The 20,047-nt window shown below is 72.0% G+C and carries 16 protein-coding genes; 13 read left to right on the top strand and 3 right to left on the bottom strand.

Annotated elements, in window-relative coordinates:
- The first annotated feature begins 11 nt into the window (after positions 1–11).
- The 4 genes from ABEB07_RS03430 to ABEB07_RS03445 all read left to right on the top strand — a co-directional run bounded on the left by ABEB07_RS03430 (position 12) and on the right by ABEB07_RS03445 (position 6,687).
- On the top strand, positions 12–2,654 hold the full coding sequence (locus tag ABEB07_RS03430) for an ATP-binding cassette domain-containing protein (RefSeq protein ID WP_345666954.1): 2,643 nt from the start codon (positions 12–14) through the stop codon (positions 2,652–2,654).
- Between the two features lie 162 nt (positions 2,655–2,816).
- Positions 2,817–3,704, top strand: a complete 888-nt coding sequence (locus tag ABEB07_RS03435) for a FadR/GntR family transcriptional regulator (protein ID WP_345666955.1) — start codon at positions 2,817–2,819, stop codon at positions 3,702–3,704.
- A gap of 458 nt (positions 3,705–4,162) precedes the next feature.
- Complete coding sequence (locus tag ABEB07_RS03440) at positions 4,163–5,704, top strand: RNA polymerase sigma factor (protein WP_164587708.1); 1,542 nt, start codon at positions 4,163–4,165, stop codon at positions 5,702–5,704.
- A gap of 122 nt (positions 5,705–5,826) precedes the next feature.
- Positions 5,827–6,687 carry a S1 family peptidase gene (locus ABEB07_RS03445; protein WP_345666956.1) on the top strand — a complete coding sequence of 287 codons (861 nt, stop codon included), beginning with the start codon at positions 5,827–5,829 and terminating at the stop codon, positions 6,685–6,687.
- A 133-nt stretch (positions 6,688–6,820) separates the two neighbouring features.
- Here the strand turns inward: ABEB07_RS03445 and ABEB07_RS03450 are convergent, their stop codons facing one another.
- Positions 6,821–7,051 (bottom strand): DUF7455 domain-containing protein, encoded by a 231-nt coding sequence (locus ABEB07_RS03450; RefSeq protein ID WP_164587710.1) that lies wholly within the window; start codon positions 7,049–7,051, stop codon positions 6,821–6,823.
- A gap of 440 nt (positions 7,052–7,491) precedes the next feature.
- Here ABEB07_RS03450 and ABEB07_RS03455 point away from each other — a divergent pair, with 440 nt between their 5' ends.
- The 6 genes from ABEB07_RS03455 to ABEB07_RS03480 all read left to right on the top strand — a co-directional run bounded on the left by ABEB07_RS03455 (position 7,492) and on the right by ABEB07_RS03480 (position 14,398).
- Positions 7,492–9,615 carry a DNA gyrase/topoisomerase IV subunit B gene (locus ABEB07_RS03455; protein ID WP_345666957.1) on the top strand — a complete coding sequence of 708 codons (2,124 nt, stop codon included), beginning with the start codon at positions 7,492–7,494 and terminating at the stop codon, positions 9,613–9,615.
- A 208-nt stretch (positions 9,616–9,823) separates the two neighbouring features.
- Complete coding sequence (locus ABEB07_RS03460; RefSeq protein WP_345666958.1) at positions 9,824–10,348, top strand: DUF1453 domain-containing protein; 525 nt, start codon at positions 9,824–9,826, stop codon at positions 10,346–10,348.
- Positions 10,345–11,496 carry a sensor histidine kinase gene (locus ABEB07_RS03465; protein ID WP_345666959.1) on the top strand — a complete coding sequence of 384 codons (1,152 nt, stop codon included), beginning with the start codon at positions 10,345–10,347 and terminating at the stop codon, positions 11,494–11,496. Before ABEB07_RS03460 ends, ABEB07_RS03465 begins: the two co-directional genes overlap by 4 nt.
- Positions 11,493–12,182, top strand: a complete 690-nt coding sequence (locus ABEB07_RS03470) for a response regulator transcription factor (RefSeq protein WP_176150815.1) — start codon at positions 11,493–11,495, stop codon at positions 12,180–12,182. Before ABEB07_RS03465 ends, ABEB07_RS03470 begins: the two co-directional genes overlap by 4 nt.
- 69 nt (positions 12,183–12,251) lie before the next feature.
- On the top strand, positions 12,252–12,806 hold the full coding sequence (locus ABEB07_RS03475) for a DUF485 domain-containing protein (protein ID WP_345666960.1): 555 nt from the start codon (positions 12,252–12,254) through the stop codon (positions 12,804–12,806).
- Positions 12,803–14,398, top strand: coding sequence for a solute symporter family protein (locus ABEB07_RS03480; RefSeq protein WP_345666961.1), 1,596 nt, complete (start codon positions 12,803–12,805; stop codon positions 14,396–14,398). Before ABEB07_RS03475 ends, ABEB07_RS03480 begins: the two co-directional genes overlap by 4 nt.
- 87 nt (positions 14,399–14,485) lie before the next feature.
- Here ABEB07_RS03480 and ABEB07_RS03485 read toward each other — a convergent pair whose 3' ends face one another.
- Complete coding sequence (locus tag ABEB07_RS03485; protein ID WP_345666962.1) at positions 14,486–15,178, bottom strand: response regulator; 693 nt, start codon at positions 15,176–15,178, stop codon at positions 14,486–14,488.
- Between the two features lie 159 nt (positions 15,179–15,337).
- On the opposite strand from ABEB07_RS03485, the gene ABEB07_RS03490 reads away from it, so the two are divergent.
- From ABEB07_RS03490 to ABEB07_RS03500, 3 genes are all read left to right on the top strand, one after another.
- Positions 15,338–16,153, top strand: coding sequence for an ABC transporter ATP-binding protein (locus tag ABEB07_RS03490; RefSeq protein WP_176150819.1), 816 nt, complete (start codon positions 15,338–15,340; stop codon positions 16,151–16,153).
- Positions 16,143–17,006 carry an ABC transporter permease gene (locus tag ABEB07_RS03495; RefSeq protein WP_176150820.1) on the top strand — a complete coding sequence of 288 codons (864 nt, stop codon included), beginning with the start codon at positions 16,143–16,145 and terminating at the stop codon, positions 17,004–17,006. Before ABEB07_RS03490 ends, ABEB07_RS03495 begins: the two co-directional genes overlap by 11 nt.
- 78 nt (positions 17,007–17,084) lie before the next feature.
- Positions 17,085–18,143 carry an ABC transporter substrate-binding protein gene (locus ABEB07_RS03500; RefSeq protein WP_345666963.1) on the top strand — a complete coding sequence of 353 codons (1,059 nt, stop codon included), beginning with the start codon at positions 17,085–17,087 and terminating at the stop codon, positions 18,141–18,143.
- Between the two features lie 145 nt (positions 18,144–18,288).
- Here the strand turns inward: ABEB07_RS03500 and ABEB07_RS03505 are convergent, their stop codons facing one another.
- Positions 18,289–19,989 (bottom strand): sensor histidine kinase, encoded by a 1,701-nt coding sequence (locus tag ABEB07_RS03505; protein ID WP_345666964.1) that lies wholly within the window; start codon positions 19,987–19,989, stop codon positions 18,289–18,291.
- Between the last annotated feature and the right edge of the window lie 58 nt (positions 19,990–20,047).

Below are 20,047 nucleotides of genomic sequence, written 5' to 3' on the forward strand. Positions count from 1 at the left end.
TCTTGCTGCGGGTGATCCAGGCCTTCGGACTGACCAGCGACTCCCGCAAGGACCTTCCCTCCGCCGTCGACGACGTCTCCTTCGAAGTGCACCCGGGGCGCGTCACCGCGCTCCTGGGGGCGGCGGGCGCGGGCAAGACGACGACGCTCAGACTCATGCTCGAACTCCAACGGGGCCGGGGCATCACCTACTTCAGGGGGCGGCCGCTGCACCGCGTCGCCCGCCCGTCGCACGAGGTCGGCGCCCTGCTGGGAGACGTCCCCGGTCATCCTTCCCGCACCGTGCGCGGTCATCTGCGCATGCTGTGCGCGGCGGCCGGCCTGCCGGCCCGGCGCGCCGACGAAGTCCTTGAGGCGGTCGGGCTCGTCAGCCTCCGCGAGGAGCGGCTGGGCACTCTCTCACGCGGTATGGACCGGCGTCTTGGCCTGGCCTGCGCCCTGTTGTCCGAGCCGCACGCCCTGGTGCTCGACAATCCGGCCGACGGACTCTCCGCACGGGAAGGGCGGTGGCTGCACGGCATGCTGCGGGCCCATGCGGGCCAGGGCGGCACCGTCCTGTTCACCACCGCCGACCCCAAGGAAGCGGCCCGCACGGCCGACCGCGTCCTCACCCTCGACCGGGGCGTGCTCGTCGCCGATCAGGACGCCGCGGACTTCGCCCGCCACCGGCTGCGTCCCCGCGTCGCCGTGCGCAGCCCGCACGCCGCCCGCCTCGCGGACCTGCTGACCAAGGAGGCGCGCACCGGCCGCCGCTCGGTGGAAGTCGTGCGCGAGGACGGCAACCGTCTGTCCGTCTACGGCAGTACGTGCGCGGACATCGGCGAGGCGGCGTTCCGGCACGGCGTCCTCATCCATCAACTCGCCGACGAGGTCGGCGACATGGGTCCGGGTACGGGAACCGCCGCGGGCGCCGCCGCCTCCAGGATTGGCCGCCCGGCCCGCGCCGCGGTGGCCCCGAGCGACCGGCCGGACACCGTCGAGGAGGGGCAGGCGTCCGGCGACGCACCCTCCGCCGGGCGCGGTGAGTCCGCCGTCGCCCGGAGGACCGCGGACTCCCACGCGCCCGAGCGCACGCCGCCGCCCGGGCGGGCGCTGTTCGAACGAGGGGCGGCCGTCATCGACGACGACTTTCCCGAACCGGCGGCGACCGCCACCCCGGCCGCCTCGCCCGCCGAGGACACGGCGAGCCCCGGCCGGCCGTCGAGCGCCGCCAGGACGGCCCCCGCCCGGACGATCTCCGCCAAGACGCTTTCCGCCGCCCAGCGCCCCGACGGCGCGTCCGCCACGGCACGCGCGGACACGGCGACCACAGAGATCGGCCGGCACGACGGGCCCCCGCGGAACGACGGCCGTCCGCGGAACGACGGCCGTCCGTCGGAGGCCGCGGACGACGGATCCGGCACGGCTCCCGCCCGCTTCCGCGCCGAGCCCCGCGCTCTCGTCATCGTCCCCGAGAACCCGCCGCCGGCGGCCCTCGCTCACCCCGACGTCCACCCCGACATCCACTCCGCCGCGCCCCGTCCGGACGGTTCGTCCGCCTCCCGGGGCCCCAGCCATGCGTTCAAGGCCGACCGCCCGGATGCCGAGCGCCTCTCCGGGCTCCTCCCGGACGAGCCGGTACGGGCACACGCCTCGGACAGCCTCCGCCCCGCACCGGAACAGCCGCCGGCCTCCGAGCACGTCGACTCCCGCCACGCCCACTCCCGTCACGGCGATCCCCGGCACGGCGGTTCGCGGTCCGCCGCCGCGCGCCCCGCGACCGGGCAGCCGGCGCCGCCGCCCGCCACCGGCACCGGAGTCCACGCGTCGATCCCCACCCCGCGCCCGGCCGAGGGCGTCAGGTTCGACGCCTCGTCCCCGCTCCCGCCCCCCATCTCCGTCCGCCTCGGCCCCGGCCCGCTGCGCCCCCTGCGTTACGAACTGCGCCGTGCCTCCGGCATCGGCACGGGTTTCGGGACCAGCGCCGTGGTCCTGGTCGTATCAGCCCTCACCGCCCTGATCATGGGAGGCGTCGGACACAGCCCGCAGCCCCGGCTGCTGGCGGCGTGGCCGCAGCAACTGCCCCTGCCGCCCGCGGCGCTCGGCGCCGGTCTGCTCGGCGCGCTCGCCTTCGGCGACGAGTTCCGCCATCCCGCGCTGGCGGTGGACCGCGGCACCGTGCCGCGCCGTCTCGGACTGCTCGCGGCCAAGCTCCTCGTCGCCGCCGCGACCGGGCTGACGCTGGCCTTCCTCACGATCGGCTGCGACGCCGAAGTCCTCTACCTCGTCTACGGACGCGAGCTCACCCAGGTTCCCGGCGACTGGCTCTCGCTGGGGGCGGGCTGGTTCGGGCTCGTGGTCGGGTGCGCCTGGACCGGACTGCTGGCCGCGGGCCTGTTCCGTTCGACGACGGCGGGGCTGGCCGCGGTGGTGGCCGCGCCGGTCGTCGTCGCTCCGCTCGTGCAGCTCACGATGGGCGGGGCGGCCTGGGACGCGGACGGCCTCCCCGCACGGCTGCGCCGGGCGTTCCTGCTGGAGTGGCCTTTCGGGGGAGATCGCTACCTCGCCGCCGCGGCCCGCGTGATCACTCAACCCTTGGCGGGTTCAGTGGCGTTGTCGCTGGTCGCGCTGGGGTGCGGGTATGCGGTGACGGTCCTGCGGAGCCGGGGCAGGTGACAAATACCCGAGCATTTTCGGTCGCTCACCGTGCGCAACTCATCACGGAAAGTCCATTTCTTTCCAATAAGGCGTCAATTGCGGCAGAGTGAGCGATCACCCTTTCGTGTGCTTTTCACCAAAGACCTCAAGGGAGTTGGAAACAACGCCGACAAAGGATGCGTGAGTACCCTTGCGCACACCATGATGACCGCCGCCCGCCCCACAGACTCCGGTCTCGTCGGCCCGGGCGAACTCGACCGCTACCCGTACGCCGAGGCGCCTGTTCCCGACCGTGTCGGAAGCCCCGCCTGGGAGGGGACGGAGCCGGAGCTCGGCCGCGTCGGCCGCCGCACCGCCGGCAATCGCGGCCGCGGACTGCACGGCCAACTCGTCCAGCAGCTCGGACAGATGATCGTCTCCGGGGACCTGGGCGCCGACCGGCCGCTGGTGCCCGAGGAGATCGGGCAGCGCTTCGAGGTCTCCCGCACCGTCGTCCGCGAGTCGCTGCGCGTTCTGGAGGCGAAGGGGCTGGTCAGCGCCCGGCCGAACGTCGGCACCCGGGTGCGCCCGGTCAGCGACTGGAACCTCCTGGACCCGGACATCATCGAGTGGCGTGCCTTCGGGCCGCAGCGCGACGACCAGCGGCGCGAGCTGAGCGAGCTGCGCTGGACGATCGAGCCGCTCGCCGCCCGGCTCGCCGCCGGGCACGGGCGCGAGGACGTCCAGCAGCGCCTCGTCGACATGGTCGAGATCATGGGGCATGCCCTCGGGCAGGGCGACGCGCTCACCTTCTCCCGTGCCGACACCGAGTTCCACTCGCTGCTGATTCAGGTCGCGGGCAACCGGATGCTGGAGCACCTCTCCGGGATCGTCTCGGCCGCCCTCCAGGTGTCCGGCGGACCCGTCACGGGCTGTGACCGCCCCAATGAGACCTCGGTGGCGCAGCACGCCCGGATCGTCGACGCGCTCGCCGCCGCCGACGGCGCGGCCGCGGAGAACGCCATGCGCCAGCTCCTCACCGTGCACCCGGAGATCGAGCGGGTGGTTCCCGCGCCGCGCGAGCACTGAGCCGTGCGCGCCGCTTCGGGCCCGGACGGCACGGCGACCGCGCCCTGCCGTCCTCCGGCGGCCCCGTCGGGCCGGTGAGCGGCCTCCCGCAGGACCCCGCCGCGGAGGATCCTCCGCGTACGGCGGGGTCCGCGCCTGTGGCGGGCGGGAGAGCCCCGGCGCATGCTTCCGTATTGCGATCACCGATGACTTCAGTTGATCAAATTTGCCCTTATATGGCCACTTTTAAGCACTTACGGGGTGTGACTCGGGCCACGCGGATTGGGCGTAACGCTCGTGGAAACAGCGCGATGACCTAAGAGGTGACAGCCGCGGAGGGAATACGGACGCCGTTCATGGCGCTGTGCCTCTTCCCCGGCCCCCGCCCGCGCCGTCGGCCCATTCCCAGGCCGGTGGTCGGCTCCTGTCCACTGTGGACGGGGCCGGAAGCCGTTTTCCAACGTTCCGAGAGGTTGTTCGTGTCGGCCAGCACATCCCGTACGCTCCCGCCGGAGATCGCCGAGTCCGTCTCTGTCATGGCGCTCATTGAGCGGGGAAAGGCTGAGGGGCAGATCGCCGGCGACGATGTGCGTCGGGCCTTCGAAGCTGACCAGATTCCGGCCACTCAGTGGAAGAACGTACTGCGCAGCCTCAACCAGATCCTCGAGGAAGAGGGTGTGACGCTGATGGTCAGTGCCGCGGAGCCAAACAAGCGCACCCGAAAGAGCGTCGCAGCGAAGAGCCCGGCCAAGCGCACCGCCACCAAGACGGTCGCGGCGAAGACGGTGACCACGAGGAAGGCCACCGCCACCGCCACGCCGGCGGCGCCCACCGCCGACTCGTCGGCCGAGGACGACTCCCCGGCCACGAAGGCGGCGGCGAAGAAGGCGGCCCCGGCCAAGAAGACGGCGGCCAAGAAGGCCACCGCCGCCAAGAAGACGGCGGCCAAGAAGACCACCGCCGGCAAGAAGGACGACGCCGAGATCCTCGAGGACGAGGTGCTCGAGGACCCGAAGGGCGCGGAGGAGCCCGAGGGCACCGAGAACGCCGGCTTCGTGCTCTCCGACGAGGACGAGGACGACGCGCCCGCGCAGCAGGTCGCCGCGGCCGGCGCCACGGCCGACCCGGTCAAGGACTACCTCAAGCAGATCGGCAAGGTCCCCCTGCTCAACGCCGAGCAGGAGGTGGAGCTCGCCAAGCGCATCGAGGCGGGCCTCTTCGCCGAGGACAAGCTGGCCAACTCCGACAAGCTCGCCCCCAAGCTGAAGCGCGAGCTGGAGATCATCGCCGAGGACGGCCGGCGGGCCAAGAACCACCTGCTGGAGGCCAACCTCCGCCTGGTGGTCTCCCTGGCCAAGCGCTACACCGGCCGCGGCATGCTCTTCCTGGACCTCATCCAGGAGGGCAACCTCGGTCTGATCCGCGCGGTGGAGAAGTTCGACTACACCAAGGGCTACAAGTTCTCCACGTACGCCACCTGGTGGATCCGGCAGGCGATCACCCGCGCTATGGCCGACCAGGCCCGCACCATCCGCATCCCGGTGCACATGGTCGAGGTCATCAACAAGCTCGCGCGCGTCCAGCGCCAGATGCTCCAGGACCTGGGCCGCGAGCCCACCCCGGAGGAGCTGGCCAAGGAGCTCGACATGACCCCGGAGAAGGTCATCGAGGTCCAGAAGTACGGCCGCGAGCCCATCTCGCTGCACACCCCGCTGGGCGAGGACGGCGACAGCGAGTTCGGCGACCTCATCGAGGACTCCGAGGCGGTCGTCCCGGCCGACGCGGTCAGCTTCACCCTGCTGCAGGAACAGCTGCACTCGGTCCTCGACACCCTGTCCGAGCGCGAGGCGGGCGTCGTCTCGATGCGCTTCGGTCTCACCGACGGTCAGCCCAAGACCCTCGACGAGATCGGCAAGGTGTACGGCGTCACGCGTGAGCGGATCCGCCAGATCGAGTCCAAGACCATGTCGAAGCTGCGCCACCCGTCGCGTTCGCAGGTGCTGCGCGACTACCTCGACTAGGTCGCGGCCCGTCCGACACCGAGGGCCCGGTTCCCCCGCGGGGAGCCGGGCCCTCGTGCTGCGGTGTGCGCCGCCCTGTCCGACTCTGGGTGTTCAACGATCATCCGGAGTGAGGAGCGCGCATGCGAGGCCGTATTGTCCGGGCACTGGCCCGGCCGCTGGTCATGGCGGCCGTCGGGGTCGCGATACCGCTGCTGAACGCGGCGCCCGCGACCGCCGACAGCGTTGTCGTCGGAGGCTTCCCCGTCGACGTGTCACAGAGCCCGTGGACCGTGGCGCTCGCCAGCCGTGACCTGTTCGGAGGCACCCGCGCGGGGCAGTTCTGCGGCGGCGTGGCCGTCGCCCCGACCGCCGTGCTCACCGCGGCCCACTGCCTCGGCCGAGACGTCGTGGGCGCCCCGCCGACACCGGACCTGAAGGTCATCACCGGCCGCACCGACCTCCTCTCCGACCAGGGCAAGGAGATCGCGGTGCGTTCCGTCTGGGTCAACCCGGGCTACGACAGCTCCACCAACGGCGGCGACTTCGCCGTGCTCACCCTCGCCGAACCGCTGCCCAGCGGCGCCGTCGTGCCGATGGCGGGCGCCGGGGACCCCGCGTACACGCCCGGCACCAGTGCCACGGTCTACGGCTGGGGGGACACCGACGGCAACGGCGCGTACGCCCACAGTCTGCGCGGCGCGCGGGTGCACGTCCTGCCCGACGCACGGTGCGAGCGGGCGTACCCGGGCGGCGGCGACGGCACGTACGCGGCCGAGACGATGCTGTGCGCGGGCGAGACCACGGGGGGCCGGGACGCGTGCCAGGGAGACAGCGGCGGGCCGCTGGTGGCCCAGGGACGGCTGATCGGGCTGGTCTCCTGGGGTAACGGCTGCGGGCGCGCGGACAGCCCTGGCGTGTACACGCGGGTGTCCGAGGTGGTGAGGACCCTGAGCCGGGCCGACGGCGCCAAGGCGCTGCGCCCGGGGGCCGACGCGACCTGACCGCGCCGGGGAGGAACGGCGGGCGCCGACGCGGTGGCGCCGGAGACGAGAACGGGCGGCCGCCCCTGTCATGACAGGGGCGGCCGCCCGTTCGCCGGCCTGTGCCGGAGCTGGCTCGTCGTGCCAGGTGGTGTCAGCGCTCTTCTTCGGACGCGCTGGCCGGGGCGGAGGTCAGACGCTCCGTCTCGTCCTGTATCTCAGCGGCGATCTTCTTGAGTTCCGGCTCGAACTTGCGCCCGTGGTGGGCGCAGAAGAGCAGCTCTCCGCCGCTGAGCAGCACGACGCGCAGGTATGCCTGGGCGCCGCAGCGGTCGCAGCGATCAGCGGCCGTCAGCGGGCTCGCGGGGGTCAGAACAGTAGTCACGTCGCCTCTTCTCTAGCTCGACGAGCTGTCGTACCAGGGTCAACATCCAACCAGCCCCAAACGTTCCCGCTCGCGGCTTTTCCCCGAAAAATCTTTCCGGGGCGGCTGTCCGTTGCCGGTTTGGCGGCGAATGTGCCGTATTACGTGTCTGTGTGTCTTACGGGTTCGCGCTGTCGGTCATGGTCGGTCCTCCCGGCCGGATTGCCGGTTGTTCATGAGGACGTGCCCGGAGCCTAAATGGTTCATGCCCCGAAGGGAACGTGATATGTGCTTCACTCCATCGAGGGATCGAACGTGTATGCGACTCTGGACTAGTCTGAGTCGCTGCCGAGGGTGGCGTTACAAGGGCTCTACCAGGGCTCGGTACCCTCTGAGCGGCAACCGAAGCCACGCCCTTACCCACCAGGGCCTCAACTGAAATTCAGCGAGGAGCGAACCGCGTGACCGCCGATACGTCCGTGCCGTCCACAGCGCTGCTGGCAGGAGCAGACCGGGACGGTTCCAACTACACCGCGCGGCACCTGCTCGTCCTCGAGGGCCTCGAAGCCGTGCGCAAGCGTCCGGGCATGTACATCGGATCGACCGACAGCCGCGGTCTGATGCACTGCCTGTGGGAGATCATCGACAACTCCGTGGACGAGGCCCTGGCCGGCGTCTGCGACCACATCGAGGTCGTCCTGCACGACGACGCCTCCGTGGAGGTGCGCGACAACGGCCGCGGCATCCCCGTCGACGTCGAACCGCGCACCGGCCTGTCCGGCGTCGAGGTCGTCATGACCAAGCTGCACGCGGGCGGCAAGTTCGGCGGCGGCTCGTACGCGGCCTCCGGCGGCCTGCACGGCGTCGGCGCCTCCGTGGTCAACGCCCTGTCCGCGCGGCTGGACGTCGAGGTCGACCGCGGCGGCCACACCCACGCCATCAGCTTCCGCCGCGGCGTGCCCGGCGCCTTCACCGGCAGCGGCCCCGAGGCGAAGTTCGACGCCACGAGCGGGCTGCGCAAGGCCAGGAAGATCCCCAAGGCGCGCACCGGCACGCGCGTGCGCTACTGGGCCGACCGCCAGATCTTCCTCAAGGACGCCAAGCTCTCCCTGGAGACGCTGCACCAGCGCGCCCGCCAGACGGCGTTCCTGGTGCCCGGCCTGACCATCGTCGTCCGCGACGAGTACGGCCTGGGCGAGGGCGGCAGCAAGGGCGAGGAGTCCTTCCGCTTCGACGGCGGCATCAGCGAGTTCTGCGAGTACCTGGCCGGCGACAGGCCCGTCTGCGACGTCCTGCGCTTCAACGGGCAGGGCACCTTCAAGGAGACCGTCCCCGTCCTCGACGAGCACGGCCAGATGACGCCCACCGAGGTCACCCGCGAACTGGGCGTGGACGTCGCGATGCGCTGGGGAACCGGTTACGACACCACCCTGCGCTCCTTCGTCAACATCATCGCCACCCCGAAGGGCGGCACCCACGTCGCCGGCTACGAGCAGGCCGTCACCAGGACGATGAACGAGGTGCTGCGCGCCAAGAAGATGCTGCGCGTGGCCGAGGACGACATCGTCAAGGACGACGCCCTCGAAGGACTCACCGCCGTCGTCACCGTGCGCCTGGCCGAGCCGCAGTTCGAGGGCCAGACCAAGGAGGTCCTCGGCACCTCGGCGGCCCGCCGCATCGTCGGCAACGTGATCACCAAGGAACTCAAGGCGTTCCTGACCTCCACCAAGCGGGACGACGCCCAGCAGGCCCGGGTGGTCATGGAGAAGGCGGTCGCCGCCGCCCGCACGCGCATCGCCGCCCGCCAGCACAAGGACGCCCAGCGCCGCAAGACGGCCCTGGAGTCCTCCTCGCTGCCCGCCAAGCTCGCCGACTGCCGCAGCGACGACGTCGACCGCAGCGAACTGTTCATCGTCGAGGGCGACTCCGCGCTCGGCACGGCCAAACTCGCCCGCAACTCCGAGTTCCAGGCGCTGCTGCCGATCCGCGGCAAGATCCTCAACGTCCAGAAGTCGTCCGTCACGGACATGCTGAAGAACGCCGAGTGCGGGGCGATCATCCAGGTCATAGGAGCGGGCTCGGGCCGCACCTTCGACCTGGACACGGCGCGCTACGGCAAGATCATCATGATGACCGACGCCGACGTGGACGGCTCCCACATCCGGACGCTGCTCCTGACGCTGTTCCACCGCTACATGCGGCCCATGGTCGAATCCGGCCGGGTGTTCGCCGCGGTGCCGCCGCTGCACCGCATCGAACTCGTCCAGCCGAAGAAGGGCCAGGACAAGTACGTCTACACGTACTCGGACCGGGAACTGCGCGACAAGCTGCTCGAGTTCCAGAGCAAGAACATCCGCTACAAGGACTCGATCCAGCGGTACAAGGGCCTCGGCGAGATGGACGCCGACCAGCTGGCCGAGACCACGATGGACCCGCGCCACCGCACCCTGCGCCGGATCAACCTCTCCGACCTGGAGTCCGCGGAACAGGTCTTCGACCTGCTCATGGGCAACGACGTGGCGCCCCGCAAGGAGTTCATCGCGAGTTCGGCGGCCACGCTGGACCGCTCGCGCATCGACGCGTAGCCGCCTCGGCTCCCCGCCCGGCCGCGACGGGCGGTGAACACCGCTGATCTCCACCCGCGGGTGGAGATCAGCGGTGCCGCGGGGTCCACCCATGATCCACCCGTGGTCCACCCCCGCTCCGATCAAGCAGCCCGCGCTTTTCCGTAGCGTCGAAGGCGTCGACGGTGCTCCGCCGCCGGCCTCTCCCTTCCCGCTCCACGGAGGCTCCATGTCCGGGCTTGTCAACGCGCTGGTGATCGTCGCCGTCGCGGCACTGGTGATCTCGCGGCAGTTCCGCGCACGCCGGCTCGACACGACCCGGCGCTGCTGGCTCCTGCCCGCGATCCTCGCGGTCGTCGCGCTGCGCGAGCCCGGCATACTCGACGCCCACCACCGCACCGGGTCCGCCGCGCTGCTCGCCGCCGAACTGATCGTCGGCCTGGGCATCGGAGCCGGCTGGGCCTGGACCACGCGCATATGGACGGAGCCGGACGGCGCCGTGTGGACCAAGAGCACCAAGGCGAGCATCGCCGTGTGGCTCGGCGGCATCCTCCTGCGCGTCGGCCTCTTCGCACTCGGCGCGCTGCTGGGCGTGCACCAGGACAGCGCCGCCGTCCTGCTCGCGCTCGCGGCGACCCTCCTCGTCCGCTCGGCCGTCCTCGTCCAGCGCACCAAGGTCCTCGCCCCGGCGGACGCCGGAAGCGCGGCGTACGGTGACGGGGAGCCGCGGCCCGCGTGGAAGGAGCGTGTATGACGGACAACGTCTGGACGCGCTGGCCCTCACAAGAAGCGCTGAGCCGCGAAGGGATCTCACGGCCCCGGCGCCTGCTCGGCTGGGGCGTGCGGCTGCTGGTGATCGGCATGCTGCTATGGGGCGCCGTCCACAACCACCACGTGCACATCTGGGCGGCCGTCGCGGCCGCGGCGGGCGTCCTGGCCGCCGCGGGCCTGGCCTGGGCCTTCTTCCGTACCACGCTCGCCCACCGCCTCTGGCCCTCCCTCGGCCTCCTCACGGTGCTCTTCGGCGTCGGAGCCGCCGTCCGGACCGGCGGCTTCGACGTGCCCGGTCTCGTCATCTGGTGCGGCTGCGCCGTCGTGGCACTGGAACGGCTGCCCCTCGCCGCCGCCACGCCCGTGGCCGCGCTCGCCCTGACCACGTACGCCGTGGTCGACGACGACCGATGGCTCACCACCGTCGCCACGACGATCGGACTCGCCCTCGCCGGCTATGTGCTGCGGCTGGACGCCGACGCCCGCGGCAACGCCCAACGGCTTCTCGCCCAGGAGCGAGCGGCGCACGCGGCGGAGACGGAGTCGGCGGCGCTCGCGGAACGGGCCAGGATCGCGCGCGAGATCCACGACGTGCTCGCCCACAGCCTCTCGGCGCAGATGGTGCACCTGGAGGCGGCCCGGCTCCTCATCGAGCGGGGCGCGGACCGGGAGCAGATCCTCCAGCGGGTGGTCGCCGCCCGGGGGATGGCCCGGGACGGCCTCGCCGAGACCCGGCAGGCACTGTCCGCCCTGCGCGGCGAGCTGACGCCCCTGGAGGAGTTCCTCAGCGAGCTGGTGGAGGCGAACGCCGGGGCGGAGGTCACCGTCTCGGGTGAACGCAGACCGCTGCCCGCCGAGGCGTCGCAGGCCGTGCGCAGAGTCGCCCAGGAGGCCCTGACCAACGTCCGCAAGCACGCCGCGGGCGCGAAGGTCCGGGTGCGGCTGGACTACGGCGAGCACCAGGTCGTGCTGGACGTCAGCGACTTCGGCGGCTCTCCGGGCGAACTCACCGGCGCCGGCGGCGGGTACGGTCTGCTGGGCATGCGGGAGCGTGCCGAGCTGCTGGGCGGTTCGCTGGAGGCAGGACCGCGCGAGGAGGGGTTCGCGGTGACGTTGAAGGTGCCGGTATGACGCAGGAGGCCGGCAAGAGGCCCGCGCGGGTGGTGGTCGCCGACGACCAGACCGTGGTGCGGGAGGGCATCGTGATGCTGCTCGGCCTGCTGCCCGGCATCGAGGTGGTGGGAGCGGCCGGAGACGGCGACGAGGCCGTGCGGCTCGTCGCGGAACTCGCTCCCGACGTGGTCCTGATGGATCTGCGGATGCCCCGCTGCGACGGCGTCGAGGCCACCCGGCGGATCCGCGCCGAGCACCCCGGGACACAGGTGGTGGTCCTGACGACGTTCGCGGACGACGACTCGCTCTTCCCCGCCCTCAGAGCGGGAGCACGCGGGTATCTGACCAAGGACGCGGGCGGCGACGAGATCGTCCGCGCGGTGGAGAGCGTGCTGTCCGGCCAGGCGGGACTGTCACCCAGCATCCAGCGACGGCTGCTGGAACGCCTGTCCGAGCCCGAGCCGCAGCCCTGGGCGGCCGCACCGGACGAGGCGCCGGACGGACTCACCGCCCGCGAGTGCGAGGTGCTGGTGCTGATCGCCGAGGGACTGACCAACCAGGAGATCGCCCGCCGGCTGCACGTGTCGACGGCGACCGTGAAGACCCACATCAACAACCTGTTCGCCAAGACCGGCCTCAAGGACCGCGCGCAGGCCGTGCGTTACGCCTACGCGAAGGGACTGGTGCGGCCACCGGCGAGGTGAATCACCTGATGGGGTGAACAGCGGGAGGAAGGGAAGTCGGGGATCTTCCCGGTCTGTCCATGCTTGGGCATGCAGTCAAGTGACGGCCGTCCCACAGGGGACGGGGGAGGCCCCGACAGGGCGCCCGGGAACCACGATGGCCAGGAACCGGCACGGGAGGAGACGGCGTACCGCGACCCCTGGTACGACGCCCTGGCATCCGGATGGGGGGAGGGCGACGGCGGCGGAGTCCCCACCGCGCCGGTGCCGGCGGCACGCCGTGAGGACGAGACGGGCGGGGGCGCCCGCGCCGCGGCCGAGGCGTACCTCGAGGTCCAGCGCAGTGCGGCGTTCCAGGAGGTGCGCCGGCGCTACCGCAGGTTCGTGGTGCCCGCGGTGACGGCGTTCCTCATCTGGTACGTCGGCTATGTCGTGACCGCGACGACCGCACCGGGTCTCATGGCGCGGCCGGTGGCGGGCGCGGTCAACGTGGCGATGCTCGCCGGACTCGGCCAGTTCCTGACCACCTTCCTCCTCACCTGGGCCTACGCCCGGCACGCTCGGCTGCGCCGGGACCGCGCCGCGCTCGAACTGCGCTGGGACACCCAGGAACTGACCCGCGGCGTTCAGGGCGGTGTGTCGTGACCGGTGATCATCAGACCCTGGCGCTGCTGCTGTTCAGCGTGTTCGTGGCGGTCACGCTGGGGATCACGACCTGGGTGAGCCGCCACCGGCACGGTTCGGCGGAGGAGTTCTACGCCGGTGGACGGCTCTTCTCGCCCATGGAGAATGGTTTTGCCATCGCCGGCGACTACGCGTCCGCGGCCTCCTTCCTGGGCGTGCCCGGACTGATCGCCCTGTTCGGCTACGACGGCGTGCTGTACGTGGTCGGATTCCTCGTGGGCTGGCTCGTGGTGCTGTTCCTCGTCGCCGAACTGGTACGCAACTGCGGGCGGTTCACCCTGGCCGACGTGGTCGCGGCGCGGATGAGCGAGCGGCCGGTGCGCATCGCGGCGGGCACCTCCTCCGTCACCGTGTCGGTCCTGTACCTGGTGGCGCAGATGGTGGGCGCGGGGAGCCTGGTCGCGCTGCTGCTCGGGCGGACCGGCGGCGCCGCCCAGGTGTGGACCGTCATCGGGGTCGGCGCGCTCATGGTGATCTACGTGTCGCTGGGCGGGATGCGGGCCACCACCTGGATCCAGATCGTCAAGGCGGTACTGCTGCTGGGCGGCACCGTCGTGCTGACCGCGCTCGTCATGGTCCGCTTCCACGGCGACCTCGACCGGCTGCTGCTTACCGCGGCCGAGCGCAGCGGGCACGGCAGCGAGTTCCTCGCACCCGGCCTCCGATACGGCGGGGACTGGACCTCCCGCCTCGACTTCATCAGCCTCGGCCTCGCCCTGGTGCTCGGCACGGGCGGCCTGCCGCACATCGTGTCCCGCTTCTACACCGTGCCGACCGCGCTGGCCGCCCGCCGCTCGACCATCTGGTCCATCGGGCTCATCGGCGCGTTCTACCTGATGACGATCGTCCTCGGGTTCGGCGCGGCCGCGATCGTCGGACCCGAGGCTGTCCGGGGTTCGAACGGGGCCGGCAACACGGCGGTGCCGCTGCTCGCCCTCGATCTGGGCGGCGGCGCGTCCTCCACCGGCGGCACCGTGCTGTTCGCGGTGGTGGCCGCGGTCGCCTTCGCCACCATCCTCGCCGTGGTCGCCGGGATCACGCTCGCCTCGTCGGCGTCCGTGGCACACGACCTGTACGCGTCGCTGCGGCGGCGCAGGGGCGGCCGGCCGCGCGGCGAGGTCGCCGTGGCGCGCGCGGCGGCGGTCGGCATCGGGGTGGTGGCGATCGCCCTGGGTCTGGTCGCCCGCGACCTCAACACCGCCTTCCTGGTCGGTCTCGCCTTCGCCGTCGCGGCCTCCGCGAACCTGCCCGTCCTCCTCTACTCGCTCTTCTGGCGCGGATTCACCACCCGTGGCGCGGTGTGGGCCGTGTACGGCGGGCTGATCCCGGCCCTGGGGCTCGTCGCGCTCTCCCCGGTGGTCTCCGGCAGCCCCGGCTCGCTGTTCCCGGGCGTGGACTTCCAGTTCTTCCCGCTGGACAACCCCGCCCTCGTCTCCGTTCCGCTGGGCTTCCTCGCCGGCTGGTTCGGCACCGTGACCTCCGCCGAACTGCCGGACGAGGCCAAGCACGCGGAGACCGAGGTGCGGTCGCTGACCGGCGCGGGGGCCGTGTAGGGCCGGTCCCGGCGCCGGCGGTCGGGCGGTCCGGCGGTCGGGCGGTCCGTCGGCCGTCGCGGCGGCGCGCCCCGCGTCGGCGTGGCGCTACGGCGCCACCCAGGCGTAGCGGTGCTCCGGGCGGCCGGTGTCGCCGTACTTCAGGGACAGACGCAGGCGGCCCGCCTGTTCCAGGTGGCGGAGGTAGCGCTGCGCGGTGGAGCGGCTCAGGCCGGTGCGGGCGGCCACCTCGTGGGCCGACAGGGGCTGCCCCGCACGGTGCAGGACGCCGCAGATGAGGTCCGTCGTCGGCTCCGAGTGGCCGCTGGGCAGGCCGGGGGAGGAGGGCGCGGGCCCGGTGCGCAGCGCGCCGAAGATCCGGTCCACCTGTTCCTGCCCGGCCACTCCCCGGCCGCCGACCCGGTCGACGGTGCGGCGCAGGGCGGCGTAGGAGTCCAGGCGGGTGCGCAGCGCGGCGAAGGTGAACGGCTTGACCAGGTAGTGCAGGGCGCCCAGCCGCATCGCCTGCCGCACGGTGGCCACGTCCCCGGTCGCGGTGATCATGATGACGTCGGCGCCCAGCCCCTGCTCGCGCATGCGGTGGACGAGTTCCAGGCCCGTCCGGTCGGGCAGATAGTGGTCGAGCAGCACCAGGTCGATGTCCCCGCGCTCCACGGTGGCCAGCGCCTGGGCGGCACTGTGCGCGCGGGCGGCCACCCGGAAACCGGGAACCTTTCCCACGTACTTGGCGTTGATCTCGGCGACACGGAAGTCGTCGTCGACCACCAGGACGTCAATCATCGGGCCTCTTCCTCCAGGCCGGGCGAGTGTTCAGCCCGTGTTCCGGCTCCGTTGTTGTAGCGCGAGCAAAACGAGCACAACAGGTCCTTGCGAGCAAAAGAACGGCTTGCGCCCCAAAGACTGCTGCTGTGGCCGGGGCCACACCTACCGTCCCGGGCCATGAGCACAGACACCAGCCCCGCCATCGAGCTGCGGGGCGCGAGCAAAACGTTCAGGACCCCGTCCGGGGGCCTGCACACGGCCGTCCGGGACCTCGACCTCACCGTCCGCCGGGGCGAGTTCGTGGCCGTGGTCGGCCCCACCGGCTGCGGCAAGTCGACCACCCTGACACTGGTCAGCGGCCTGGAGGAGCCCACTCAGGGCGATGTGCTGGTGGCCGGCGAGCCGGTTCGCGGTGTCGGCGGCAAGGTCGGCTTCGTCTTCCAGCAGGACGCCACCTTCCCCTGGCGCACGGTGCTGTCCAACGTGATGGCCGGGCCGCGTTTCCGCGGCGTGCCGAAGGCGGAGGCCAAGGAGAAGGCGCGCGCCTGGCTGGACCGGGTCGGGCTCGCCGCGTTCGAGGACCGCTATCCGCACCAGCTCTCCGGCGGCCAGCGCAAGCGCGTCGCCCTCGCCGCCACCTTCGTCAACGACCCCGAGATCCTGCTGATGGACGAGCCCTTCTCGGCGCTCGACGTGCAGACCCGGGCGCTGATGTCGGACGAGCTGCTGGAGCTGTGGGAGGGCACGGGCGCCTCGGTCGTCTTCGTCACCCACGACCTGGAGGAGGCCATCGCGCTCGCCGACCGGGTCGTGGTGATGACGGCCGGTCCCGCCACCGTGAAGCGGGTCTTCGACATCGCTCTGCCCCGGCCGCGCAAGGTCGAACAGGTGCGGTTGCAGACCCGGTTCATCGAGATCTACCGGGAGATCTGGGAGTCCCTCGGCGAAGAGGTCCGCATCACCCGCGAGAGGGGTGCCGCCCGTGTCGCCTGAGATCCTCGACACGCCCGTCGTCGACACGGCCGGGACGCCCGACCGGGCCCAGTCGCGGGCCCGCGCCGCCCGTCGGCGCAAGGCGACCGTCAACGCGGCCCGCGCCCTGCTCCTGGTGGCCGTGCTCGGTCTGTGGGAGGTGCTCTCCCGCGCCGAGGTCATCGATCCCTTCAACTTCTCGATGCCCTCGCGGATCTGGGACCAGATCTGGACCTGGATCACCCACGGCACCGCGCTCGGCTCACTGGGCGAGCAGATCTGGTACACGCTCTACGAAGCGCTGCTGGGCTGGGTGTTCGGCGTGGTGGCCGGTGTGGTCCTCGGCATCGCGCTGGGCCGCGTCGCCTTCCTGGCCGACGTCCTCGGCCCCTACATCAAGGTGCTCAACTCCATCCCGAGGATCGTGCTCGCGCCGATCTTCGTCATCTGGTTCGGGCTCGGACCGGTCTCCAAGATCGCCTCGGCCGTCGTCCTCGTCTTCTTCCCGGTGTTCTTCAACGCCTTCCAGGGCGCCCGCGAGGTCGACCGCAACCTTGTCTCCAACGCCCGGATCCTCGGCGCGAGCGACCGCAGGGTGACGCTCCAGGTGGTCATCCCGTCCGCGACCTCCTGGATCTTCACCAGCCTCCACGTCAGCTTCGGCTTCGCGCTGATCGGCGCGATCGTCGGCGAGTACATCGGCGCCACCAAGGGCATCGGCCTGCTCGTCGCGCAGTCCCAGGGCACGTTCAACGCGGCCGGCGTCTACGCCGCGATGGTCATCCTCGCCGCGGTCGCCCTCGTCGCCGAAGGACTGCTCACCTTCGCCGAGCGGCGCATCTTCCGCTGGAAGCCCACGGACACGGGCGACTGAGCGAACTCGGGCCCCGCACTCTTCCCTCCCCGGACCCTCTCCTCCTCGTACCATTCCCTCACAAGGACGTGAACCGCCATGCGCAAGCCCGCCAGATTCGCGGCGTCCGCCGCCGCCGGCCTGCTCGCCCTGTCCACCCTCACCGCCTGCGCCAACGACGCGGCCGGCACCACCGCCGGCTCCGGCGGCGGGGGCGGCGGCAAGGGCGAGCACGTGAAGATCATGGTCGGCGGTCTGGACAAGGTCATCTACCTGCCCGCCATGCTCACCCAGCGCCTCGGCTACTTCTCCGCCCAGGGCCTGAACGTCGAGCTGCTGAGCGAACCCGCCGGCGTCCAGGCCGAGACCGCCCTCGTCTCCGGGCAGGTGCAGGGCGCCGTCGGCTTCTACGACCACACCCTCGACCTCCAGGTCAAGGGCAAGGACATCGAGTCCGTGGTGCAGTTCTCGCACGCGCCCGGCGAGGTGGAGGTCGTCTCCGCCAAGGCGGCCGACGAGATCGCTTCGCCCAAGGACTTCAAGGGCAGGAAGCTCGGCGTCACCGGCCTCGGCTCCTCGACCGACTTCCTCACCAAGTACCTCGCGGTCAAGAACGGGGTGAGCGTCAGCGAGTTCACGCCGGTCGCCGTCGGCGCCGGGCCGACCTTCGTCTCCGCGCTCCAGAAGGGCTCCATCGACGGCGGCATGACCACCGACCCGACCGTCGCCACGATCCTCGACAAGAAGGCCGGGCAGGTCCTCGTCGACATGCGGACCCCGCAGGGCTCGCTGGAGGCCCTCGGCGGCCCCTATCCCTCGTCAAGTCTTTACATGAGCACGGACTGGGTCAACGGCCACAAGGACACCGTCCAAAAGCTCGCCAACGCGTTCGTCAAGACGCTCAAGTGGATGTCCACCCACAGCGCGTCCGAGATCGCCGACAAGATGCCCGACGACTACTCGCAGGGCAACAAGTTCCTGTACGCGGCGGCCATCAAGAGCACCCTGCCCATGTTCACCGAGGACGGTGTCATGCCGGAGGGCGGCCCCGAGACCGTCGAGAAGGTCCTCAAGGCGTTCAACCCCACGATCAAGAACGCCGACGTCGACCTGGGCAAGACCTACACCACCGAGTTCGTGAAGAAGGCCACCGGCTGAGACGAGCAGGACATCGGCCGCATCCGTACGCGGGGGAGGGACACCGCCACCGCCCCCGCCCCACGGGCCGGGCCGTCGGCCGCGGGCCGCCCCCACCCGAGCGGTGTCCGGGCGGCCCGCGGCGCCGCGTCCGCCGGTACCCCGCTCAACGCGCCGTCCCGCCGGCCCGCTCCACGTCGGCGGCGCCGGCCGGCCCGGCCTCCGCGCGGTGCGCCGTCGAGGGCTGGAGGGCCGGTTCGGCGAGCGCCTCGGGCAGGACGACGGTGAACTCCGCGCCGCCGCCGTGCGCCTCGCCCACCGTCACGCCGCCGCCGTGCCGTTCGGCGAGCCGGCGCACCAGGGACAGGCCCAGGCCACGCTTGCCGTGCGCCGGGGGCTGCTTGGTGGACCAGCCCTCGGTGAAGATCAGGTCGCGCCGGTCGGCCGGGATCCCCGGGCCGGTGTCCCACACCCTCAGGACGACGGTCCGCCCCTCGGCCCGCAGTTCCACCTCCACGCGCGCGTGCGGTGTCGCCGCCACGGCGTCGAGCGCGTTGTCCACCAGGTTGCCGACCACCGTCACCAGACCCCGGGGGTCGACCAGTCCGTCCGGCAGCCAGGTCCGGTCCGACACCCACAGCGCGACCCCGCGCTCGGCCGCGACGGTCGCCTTGCCGACCAGCAGGGCGGCCAGCAGCGGATCCCGGATCTTCTCCATCACCTGCTCCGACGTGGCCCGGTGGTCGCCGACGACCTCGCCGACGAACTCCACCGCGTCGTCGAACATCTCCAGCTCCAGCAGCCCGAGCAGAGTGTGCATGCGGTTGGCGTGCTCGTGGTCCTGCGCGCGCAGCGCGTCGATGAGGCCGTGCGTGGAGTCCAGCTCCCGGCCCAGCTGCTCCAGTTCGGTGCGGTCGCGCAGGGTGGCGACGGCGCCGCCGTCGTCGGTAGGCATGCGGTTGGCGATCAGGACCCGCCGGCCGCGCACGGCGAGCAGGTCGGTGCCCGTCACCCGGCCGGCCAGCACGTCGGTCGTACGGCCCTCGCCGAGCGCCTCGTCCGGGGTGCGGCCGACGGCCTCGTCACCGATGCCGAGCAGCCGCCGGGCCTCGTCGTTGAGCAGGCGGACGCGACCGCCGCGGTCCAGGGCGACGACACCCTCCCGGATGCCGTGCAGCATCGCCTCCCGTTCGGCGAGCAGGGCGGCGATGTCCGAGAAGGCCAGGTCCCGCGTCTGCCGCTGGACCCGCCGGGAGATCAGCCAGGCGGCCAGCGCGCCCACCGCGAGCGCGCCGCCCGCGTACGCCAGCAGGCCCGGGATCGCGTCGACCAGCCTGGCCCGGACGCTGTCGTAGGCGATGCCGACCGAGACCGCGCCGATGACGCGGTGGTCGTCGGGATCGCGGAGCGGCACCTTGCCGCGGGCGGAGCGGCCCAGGGTGCCGGTGTCGATCTGCATGACCTCGTGGCCGTCCAGGGCCGCCCTGGGGTCCGTCGAGACGCGGTGGCCGATCTGCCGCGGGTCGGTGTGGGACCAGCGGGTGCCGCGCATGTCCATCACGACGACGTACTCGGCGCTCGTGGCCAGCCGGATCCGCTCCGCCTCCCGCTGCACGGGCCCCCGCACGCTCGGCGCGGTGCTCCGCAGGTCCCGCGCGATCCGCGGGTCCTGGGCGGTGGTCTCGGCGATGGCCAGCGCGCGGCGCATCGCCTGGTCGTCCAGCTGGTGGCTGAGCGGGGCCAGGGACAGCCCGGTCGCGAGGACGGCGACCCCGGCGGCGACCGCCAGCTGCATCAGCAGCACCTGCGAGAACACCCGCCGCGGCAGACCGAGGCGCCGGCGGCGTGCTGGGGCGGTGGACGTCATGGCGACGACGGTACGCGGCGGCACGCGCCGCCCACAGGGGTACGGCACGGATCTCCCA

This window comes from Streptomyces similanensis (assembly GCF_039543625.1).
GTDB lineage: Bacteria > Actinomycetota > Actinomycetes > Streptomycetales > Streptomycetaceae > Streptomyces > Streptomyces similanensis.